Here is a 6,641-nt window from a genome sequence, read left to right as displayed (position 1 = left end):
GCGTGAGGCACGATGGTGGGGTGAGTGATTTCTCCCGCAACCCTGAACTCAACCGCCTGGTCGCGATCGACGGGCTCCTGAGCGACGACGAGCGCGACGTCCAGGCCCTCGTCCGACGCTTCTGTGACGACCACGTGCGTCCGAATCTGCCGACCTGGTACGACGAGGCGAGCGTTCCGGCGCGTGAGCTCGCGAAGGGGCTCGGCGAGCTCGGGCTGCTCGGCATGCACCTCGACGGCTACGGGTGCGCCGGCTCGAGCGCGACCGCGTACGGCATGGCGTGTCACGAGCTCGAGGCGGCCGATTCGGGCATCCGCTCGCTCGTCAGCGTGCAGGGCAGCCTCGCGATGTTCGCGATCTGGCGCTGGGGCAGCGAGGAGCAGAAGACCGAGTGGCTGCCGCGGATGGCGGCGGGCGACGCCGTCGGATGCTTCGGCCTGACCGAGCCCGACTTCGGTTCCGACCCGGCCGGCATGCGCACCCACGCCAAGCGCGACGGCGACGACTGGGTGCTCAACGGCACGAAGATGTGGATCACGAACGGCACGATCGCCGACGTCGCCGTCGTCTGGGCGCAGACCGACGACAAGATCCGCGGCTTCGTCGTGCCGACGGACACCGCCGGTTTCGAGGCGCGCGAGATCACGAAGAAGATGTCGCTGCGTGCGTCGGTGACGGCCGAGCTGTCGCTCACCGACGTGCGCCTGCCCGCTGATGCCGTCTTCCCCGAGGTGCGCGGGCTCAAGGGGCCGTTGTCGTGCCTGTCGGAGGCGCGCTTCGGCATCGTCTTCGGTGCGATGGGCGCCGCCCGCGATTCGCTCGAGACGGCGCTGGACTACGCCGCGTCCCGCCAGGTGTTCGGCAAGCCGCTCAGCGGCTACCAGCTGACGCAGGGCAAGCTCGCCGACATGACGCTCGAGGTCTCCAAGGGCATGCTCCTCGCGCTGCACCTGGGGCGCCTCAAGGACGGCGCGGGCGTGAGCCCCGAGCAGATCAGCCTCGGCAAGCTCAACAACTGCCGCGAGGCCATCGCCATCGCGCGCGAGTGCCGCACGATCCTCGGCGCCAACGGCATCTCGACGGAGTACTCCCCCATCCGTCACGCCGGAAACCTCGAGTCGGTCATGACGTACGAGGGCACGAGCGAGGTGCACCAACTCGTCCTCGGCAATGCCCTGACGGGTCAGTCGGCGTTCCGCTGAGCCGATCCGCCAGAGCCTCCGAGACGACGGCGGCTGCCTTAGCGATCACGGCGGGTAGCGACCTGAGAAACCTGCGCCTTGCCAGCCTGGCGGCATGGCGACCCTGACGATCCACGACGTCTCGGATGACGTGTTGAGGTCATTGGAACATCAGGCCGACGCCGCGGGGCTCAGTCTGAATGACTACCTCGTGGCATGCCTGACTCTCGTCGCACATCAGCCGCCGCCTGATGACAGGCCATCGCGTCTCGACCACTCGGAGCACGTTGACCAAACCGAGACCCTGGCAACGCTCACCGACGAGGACGCGATGCGCGACATCACTGAAGGCGATGATGCCTACGCCCACGGGGACGTCCGAGGTGAGGACGCCGTGCGCGCTCTGCGCCTCCAGGACCGCACGTGAGCCACTCACTTGCCGGGTGCTTCGCGGGCTCACGGCCCAGGCTTCACCAGCCGAATCAGCCGTAGCTCGTCGGACCGGCGAGCGGGAAGGCCGCTCGCACGTCACCCCGCGTTGGCACCGGTCGAGTAATAGCCGTTCGCGTAGAAGGGCACGAGGGCGAAGGAGATCGCCTCGTCGACCTGCCGTTGCAACGATCCGGGCTCGCGGTCGGCGAAAGCGACTGCCACGGATTCGTCCGTGAACGGCGACCGGGACAGCAGTTCATCCCCGATTCCTGCCGCGCCCAGCACCGCGAGGACGGCGTCGTCATCGTGCGTGGTGGCGTCGTCGAAAAGCAACGCGCGTGACGCATCGACGATCTCTCGCCGTAGAGGCGTCGTCGTGAACGAGAATCGCGGCTTGCGGCGGAGCCCGTGCCGCGTCATCCTCGCCATCCCCTGGTCCACGAGGCTCATGCCGACGTGTTCCCACGCACCCGGATAGAGCGCGTCGATGACGAAGCGCGCCTGTGTCGGCTCGCGCACCTCCTCCAGACGGCTCGCCGCCCATCCCAGCAGGCCCTCGGGCGCAGCCTTGACGGTTCGGCGGATCCGGTCGCCCGGCCACTCGATCAGGGCCGCGGACCGCAGATCGAGCATCAACCCGGCCGTGACGCACACCTGTGCCCCGGTGACCCTCGGCAGTCCTCGATCGTCCAAGCTCATGATCCACAGACGTTCGCTGATCAGCACCTGATCAGTATCGCGCGTCCGCGATCACGACTCAGCTCAGCGGGTCGAGGATGCGCTTCAAGAACGCCTGGGTGCGCGCCTCGCGCGGGTGGTCGATGACCTGTGACGGCTCGCCGCGTTCGACGATGACGCCGCCGTCCATGAACAGCACCTGATCAGCGACGTCACGCGCGAACGCGATCTCGTGGGTGACGACGATCATCGTGCGGCCCTCGTCGGCGAGTTCGCGCATGACGCTCAGCACTCCCCCGACGAGTTCGGGGTCGAGCGCTGACGTCGGCTCATCGAAGAGCAGCAGCTCGGGCGCGAGGGCCAGAGCGCGTGCGATGCCGACGCGCTGCTGCTGCCCACCCGAGAGTTGGTAGGGGTACTTGTCGGCCTGGTCGTCGAGACCCACCTTCGCGAGAAGCTCATGCCCCCGCGCGTCGGCGTCGGCCTTCGCGACGCCCTGCACGACGATTGGGCCTTCGGTGACGTTCTCGAGCACGCTCTTGTGCGGAAACAGGTTGTGCTGCTGGAACACCATCCCCGTCTTCGCCCGCAGCGCACCGACACGCTTGGCGGCGTCACCCTTGGCTCGACCGTCACGCCCAAGCGGGACGTCGACGTAGTCGACCTCGGCGTCCCCGATGCGGACGACGCCCGCGTCAGGCAGGTCGAGCGCATTGAGCGAACGCAGCACCGTCGTCTTGCCCGAACCCGACGGGCCGAGCAGCACCGTCACCGACCCCGACGGCACGGTGAAGTCGACGCCGCGAAGCACCTCGAGCGAGCCGAACGACTTCGTCAAACCACGGACGTCGACGAGGGCGTCACGGGCGTCAGACAGGCCGGCGCCTGCAGACGCAGCTCCCGCCGACGCAGCACCCACAGACGGGGCGCCCGCCGATGCACCGTCGGTCGTCGAACCGCCGCTCGTCGAACCGGAGACAGGGGTGGAACCGTGAGTCGTCATCGTGCGATGTGCCTTCCGAGTCGGTCTTCGAGGCGGGTCTGCACGAGGCTGAGCACGAAGCAGATGACCCAGTAGATGAGCGCCGCCGTCGCGTACAGCTCGATGAACTTGCCCGACGGCGCTGCCGCGACCTGCGATTCGTGGAACATCTCGCTCACACCGATGGTCGCTGCCAGTGACGTGTCCTTGACGAGCGAGATGAGCGTGTTCGACAGCGGCGGCACGGCGACGCGCGAGGCCTGCGGCAGGATGATCCGCTTGAGCGCCGTCGAGCGGTTCATTCCGATCGTCTCGGCGGCCTCCCACTGCCCCTTGGGCACCGACAGGATCGCCGAGCGGATGATCTCCGCGGCATACGCAGCGACGTTGAGGGCCAGGGCCACGGCCGCGGAGATCCACGGGCTGAGCTTGAATCCGAGCTGCGGCAGGCCGAAGAAGATGAGGAACAACTGCACGAGCAGCGGTGTGCCGCGGAAGATGGAGACGAACGCGCGCGCGAGCCAGGAGATCGCGGCGTTCGAGCTCAACCGGGCGAGCGCGACACCGAGGGCCAGCACGAGCCCGACGACGAACGAGACCGCCGCGAGCGGGATCGTCACCTTGATCGTCGCGAGCAGCATCGGCCCGATGTTCCCCTTGATGACGCTCCATGACGACTCGCCCGTGGCCTTCGTCGTGAAGTACTTGTCGTAGAGCTTCTTCGACGTGCCGTCGTCGTTCATCTGGGCGATCGTCTTCGACACCGCGTCAGTGAGGTGCGTGTTCTTGCGCGCCGCGAACACGGACTCGCTCTTGTCGTTCGTCGTCAGGGCGATCTTGAGGCCCGAGTCGGGGTGCGTCGCGAGGTAGTACTTGACGGCGAGCTCATCGTTGACGAATGCGTCGACCCGGCCGTTCTGCAGCATGGCGGCGGCCTTGTCCATGCCCTCGACGGGGACGATGCTTGCGCCGGCCTTCTTCGCCGTCTCGGCCCAGTCGGACGTGATGTTCTGCGCCGACTTCTTGCCCTTGAGGTCGCTCAGCTCTTTGACGGAGCTGTCGTTCTTCTTCGTGACGACGACACCCGTCGTCGTGACGTACGGCGTGCTCAGGTCGTACTGAGCACGACGCTCGTCCGTGGCGGAGACCTCGTTGGCGATGAGATCGATGCGCCCGGAGTTGAGGCCGGCGAACATCGAATCCCATGGGGTCTCGACGAACTGCACCTTGACGCCGAGACGCTTGGCGACCTCGCGGAAGTAATCGACGTCGTAGCCCGTCAGGTCACCGCCCTTGTGAAAGCTGAACGGAGGGTAGACACCCTCCGTGCCGACCTTGATCGTGTCGGGCAGCTTGTCGTCGGCCTTCGTGACGGCAGGGGCCTGCTGCGCGGCGGCGGTGGTCATCGTCAGGCCACCCAGGAGAAGGGCTGCGACGAAGCTGAGGATCGCGACGAGGACGCTTCGGGCTCGCAGCACCCCGAAACGGTCACGGTTGGGCGTCTTCACGAGAGTCGAGATTACGCCCCCATTCAACAATCTCCTATTTTATGGCGCCTAACTCACCGTTATGCATCGATGGTGCAGACCGCCCGCGGGGGGCCTATCGGCGCCCCACTTCCAGCCGGCCTCGCGCGGCGCCCCTCACGCGGCCACCGGCGCCGTCGAAGAACTGCAAGAATCGCGGCATGACGCGACGCGTGCTGGGCGAGCTGGAGAGATCGAAGCTCCTCAACGAACTGGAGCTGATGCCTGCGCCCGAGAAGCGCCGCATCGACGCCGCCACCGGCGCCGGCCGTATGCTCGACGACCCGCACGACCGCGACATCCAACGCGCCCGCGTCGCGCAGTTGCCCTGGGCGCGAGCGATGGGTGCGTTGGCCTTCACCGGCCTTGCCCTGATGCGCTGCTTGGACGTCGTCGATGGCCGTCGTTCGTGGTGGGACTGGCTCGCGGCCGCCTTCTTCACCGTCAATGCCGTCTTCTGGATTCGGCGCTGGTGGCTCATGCGTCGGCTCGGTCGGCAACTCGACGCCGTCGACGCGACCGGCCTCACGCTTGCGCGTAGCGCCCGACCCCGACGAGCATCTCGGCGATCTGCAGGGCGTTGAGCGCGGCGCCCTTGCGGATGTTGTCGCCGCACACGATGAAGTCGAGCGTGTGCGGGTTGCTCTCGACCTGACGCACGCGCCCGACCCACACGGGGTCGGTGCCAACGGCGTCGGCGGGCGTCGGCCAGTCGGTGCCGTTTTCGTCGGGCATGACGATCGCGCCGTTCGCGCCCTCGACGATGGCGCGGCGCGCGTCGTCGGGCTTGACCTTCTTGTCGAAGCTCACGTGCAGCGTCGACATGTGCGTCGTGACGATCGGCACCTGCACGCACGTGACGGCGACGCGCAGCTGCGGCAGCGCGAGCACGTCACGCAGTTCGTGCGCGATGTCGTTCTCCTCGCTCGACCAGCCGCCGCCGACGTGCTCACCCACCCAGGGCACGACGTTGCTGACGATCGGGGCCGGAAACGGTGAGTCGTCGGGCAGATCGGCGACGTAGCGGCGGACGTCACCGGGCATCTGGCCGATGCGCGGGTGGCCGGTGAGCGCCGATACCTCTTCATAGAGACGCTCCGCGCCCCGCTTGCCCGCGCCGGTGACGGCCTGCATCGACGTCGCCGTCACGTGCGTGAGGCTCCAGTGCTCGTGCAGCGTCGCGAGGACGGGAAGCATGACGATCGCGGGGCCCGACGGCATCGCGACGATGCCGCGGGGGTGCTCGAACGCCGCAGCCGCGTTGACCTCGGGCACGACGAGTGGGACGTCGTCGTCATCACGGAACGCGGCGGAGGTGTCGACGACGAGGCAGTCGGACGCCGTCGCGAACGGCGCCCACTTCGCCGACACGTCTGCGGGCGTCGCGAAGATGGCGACGTCGACGCCGGCGAAGCTCTCACTGTCGAGGGGTTCGACCTCGATTTCGTCGACGCCGAACAGCATCCTGCGTCCGACAGATCGGTCGGAGCCGAAGAGACGCACGTCGTCCCACGCGTCCGCGCGCGTCGCGAGGACGTCGATCACCGCCTGGCCGACGAGCCCCGTGGGGCCGACGACGGCGAGGACGGGCCGTTCGGGCTGGTTCGCAGTCACGTTCCGAGCATAGGCGCCGTCACTGACGACGAACCCGTCCGCCTGCCCGGTTGACGCCAGATCGATTGGAAACTCACATGATTGGGCGAGATCGCACCCGCCGTCTGCACCGTTCGATCCCGTGGGCCCAACGCCTGGCGCACTTCTCGCCCCATCACCTGTGGCTTCACGTCCCGCCTGACCGCCCCACCCAACCCACGTTGCATGTGACCGAAAATCGCAGATGGG

Annotated in this window: 7 protein-coding genes and 1 pseudogene; 3 read left to right on the top strand and 5 right to left on the bottom strand. The window is 67.7% G+C overall.

All coding sequences use genetic code 11. The features are described 5' to 3' along the window. The first annotated feature begins 2 nt into the window (after positions 1–2). Both B2284_RS03705 and B2284_RS03700 read left to right on the top strand, forming a co-directional pair. The gene (locus B2284_RS03705; RefSeq protein WP_239304366.1) at positions 3–1,202 is read left to right on the top strand and encodes an acyl-CoA dehydrogenase family protein; all 1,200 of its coding nucleotides are present in this window, start codon (positions 3–5) and stop codon (positions 1,200–1,202) included. 94 nt (positions 1,203–1,296) lie between these two features. Continuing rightward, a complete protein-coding gene (locus tag B2284_RS03700) occupies positions 1,297–1,608 on the top strand; it encodes a FitA-like ribbon-helix-helix domain-containing protein (RefSeq protein ID WP_038569625.1) in 312 nt (103 codons plus the stop codon). Between the two features lie 101 nt (positions 1,609–1,709). Here B2284_RS03700 and B2284_RS03695 read toward each other — a convergent pair whose 3' ends face one another. From B2284_RS03695 to B2284_RS03680, 4 genes and pseudogenes are all read right to left on the bottom strand, one after another. Further along, entirely contained in the window at positions 1,710–2,339 is a 630-nt protein-coding gene (locus tag B2284_RS03695; protein WP_081873752.1) for a GPP34 family phosphoprotein, read from the bottom strand. Positions 2,340–2,370: 31 nt separating this feature from the next. Continuing rightward, positions 2,371–3,294, bottom strand: a complete 924-nt coding sequence (locus B2284_RS03690) for an amino acid ABC transporter ATP-binding protein (RefSeq protein WP_235181951.1) — start codon at positions 3,292–3,294, stop codon at positions 2,371–2,373. Continuing rightward, a complete protein-coding gene (locus B2284_RS03685) occupies positions 3,291–3,914 on the bottom strand; it encodes an amino acid ABC transporter permease (protein ID WP_051806469.1) in 624 nt (207 codons plus the stop codon). Before B2284_RS03685 ends, B2284_RS03690 begins: the two co-directional genes overlap by 4 nt. A gap of 66 nt (positions 3,915–3,980) precedes the next feature. Further along, positions 3,981–4,679 (bottom strand): annotated as a pseudogene (locus tag B2284_RS03680) (transporter substrate-binding domain-containing protein); the annotation flags it as partial. Positions 4,680–4,960: 281 nt separating this feature from the next. Here B2284_RS03680 and B2284_RS03675 point away from each other — a divergent pair. After that, positions 4,961–5,383: a hypothetical protein gene (locus tag B2284_RS03675; RefSeq protein ID WP_040015101.1), complete on the top strand. Its 423-nt coding sequence runs from the start codon at positions 4,961–4,963 to the stop codon at positions 5,381–5,383. On the opposite strand, the gene B2284_RS03670 is transcribed toward B2284_RS03675, so the two are convergent. Beyond that, positions 5,325–6,413, bottom strand: a complete 1,089-nt coding sequence (locus tag B2284_RS03670) for an aspartate-semialdehyde dehydrogenase (RefSeq protein WP_006947187.1) — start codon at positions 6,411–6,413, stop codon at positions 5,325–5,327. The genes B2284_RS03675 and B2284_RS03670 overlap by 59 nt on opposite strands. Between the last annotated feature and the right edge of the window lie 228 nt (positions 6,414–6,641).

This window comes from Dermacoccus sp. UBA1591 (assembly GCF_002322065.1).
GTDB classification, from domain to species: Bacteria; Actinomycetota; Actinomycetes; order Actinomycetales; family Dermatophilaceae; genus Dermacoccus; species Dermacoccus nishinomiyaensis.
Note: the sequence above shows the minus strand (reverse complement) of the source record. Positions and strands in the feature narration are given on the sequence as shown.

What these genes read in the sequence shown, in the direction of transcription:
- B2284_RS03700 (WP_038569625.1), top strand. Translation starts at nt 1,297, where the DNA reads ATGGCGACCCTGACGATCCACGACGTCTCGGATGACGTGTTGAGGTCA.
- B2284_RS03685 (WP_051806469.1), bottom strand. Translation starts at nt 3,914, where the DNA reads ATGCTGCTCGCGACGATCAAGGTGACGATCCCGCTCGCGGCGGTCTCG.
- B2284_RS03690 (WP_235181951.1), bottom strand. Translation starts at nt 3,294, where the DNA reads ATGACGACTCACGGTTCCACCCCTGTCTCCGGTTCGACGAGCGGCGGT.
- B2284_RS03675 (WP_040015101.1), top strand. Translation starts at nt 4,961, where the DNA reads ATGACGCGACGCGTGCTGGGCGAGCTGGAGAGATCGAAGCTCCTCAAC.